Raw genomic sequence first — 1,396 nt, forward strand, 5'->3', positions numbered from 1 at the left:
TGGCTCACCCCGTAAAGTTGTGGAGCTAGAAAAAAGGGAGTAGTTTTGTTTTATGGAAACAGGCTACGAACTATTATTACCCGATGGCATATTGACTTATTTTGAAGTAACCCATGCCGAACGCACCTCTACAGCGATATTAATCTATTTGGATGAAAAGGACTTATCGGAAGAAGAGCGTAAAGGCAAACACCTTCAATCCAAAGGATTTTACCCACCCGCATCGATACATGACTTTCCTCTTCGAGGGAAAAGTTTAATACTTCACGTCCGCCGTCGTCGCTGGCAAGATATGGATACAGGCAATCCTTATATGCGTGATTGGGAAGTAGTAGCAAAAGGCACTCGTCTAACCGAAGAGTTTGCCTCTTTTTTAAAAGGAACACCTGGATAATACTCCCGTTAGTTGTAGTACATTAGCTAAGTTTTATGGTTTGAACGCACAAAGACTGGAAGAGTGGTATCGTATCTATTTGTCTGGCTTTCTTGAATGGTCGGAGCGTGAACACGCAGACAAATGGCTGTTGTTTCCCGAGAATATAAGCCCTTACCTAAGTATAGATGAGACTTCTTTGAGTGATGATGAACTCTATACAATCATCACCAACAAAGAAGCTAAAGGTAGGAAAGGTTCTATTGTCTCTATAGTACGAGGAACAAAAGCTGAAGATGTTATTGAAGTCCTATTAAGGATTAAAGACAGCTTACGGCGTAAGGTAAAAGAAGTCACTTTGGATATGGCTGCCAATATGGGGGTAATAGTAACTCGTTGTTTTCCAAAAGCCTCGCAGGTAACAGACCGCTTCCATGTTCAAAAGTTAGCCTGTGATGCTCTGCAGGATATGCGGATAGCTTTTCGTTGGAAAGCCATTGAACAGGAAACTAAAGAGATAGCCCTGGCCAAAGAGAATAAGAAATCGTATGTGCCATTGATCCTTGAAAATGGGGACACACATCGTCAACTTCTTATACGCAGTCGTTATTTATTGTTTAAAAATGAAGACAAATGGACTCCCCGGCAGAGACAAAGAGCTGAAATACTATTTCACTATTATCCGACATTAAAAGTTGCCTATAAACTAACAATACAACTAAAAAGTATCTATCATACCACCAAGGATAAAAAAGTAGCCCTCACCCGTTTAGCACGCTGGTATAATGCCATCGAAGAGTCAGGCTTTGAACATTTTGGAACGGTGATGCGCTCTGTACAGGCACACTACAAAACAATATTAAACTTCTTTGACAGAAGGGCTACCAATGCTTCGGCTGAATCATTCAATGCCAAGATTAAAGCGTTTAGGTCTGTGCTCAGGGGAGTAAACAATATCCCATACTTCCTGTTTAGACTCAAAAATATTTATGCCTAGCTCCACAACTTTACGGGGTGAGCCAT

Annotated in this window: 2 protein-coding genes; both read left to right on the forward strand. The window is 41.0% G+C overall.

Annotated elements, in window-relative coordinates:
• Positions 1–52: 52 nt before the first annotated feature.
• The gene (locus M2135_RS15525; RefSeq protein ID WP_163319863.1) at positions 53–394 is read left to right on the forward strand and encodes a transposase; all 342 of its coding nucleotides are present in this window, start codon (positions 53–55) and stop codon (positions 392–394) included.
• 40 nt (positions 395–434) lie between these two features.
• Positions 435–1,370, forward strand: a complete 936-nt coding sequence (locus M2135_RS15530) for a transposase (protein ID WP_348537121.1) — start codon at positions 435–437, stop codon at positions 1,368–1,370.
• Positions 1,371–1,396 lie beyond the last annotated feature (26 nt).

This window comes from Parabacteroides sp. PF5-9, assembly GCF_029893105.1.
In the GTDB taxonomy this organism is placed as follows: Bacteria; Bacteroidota; Bacteroidia; order Bacteroidales; family Tannerellaceae; genus JARXWG01.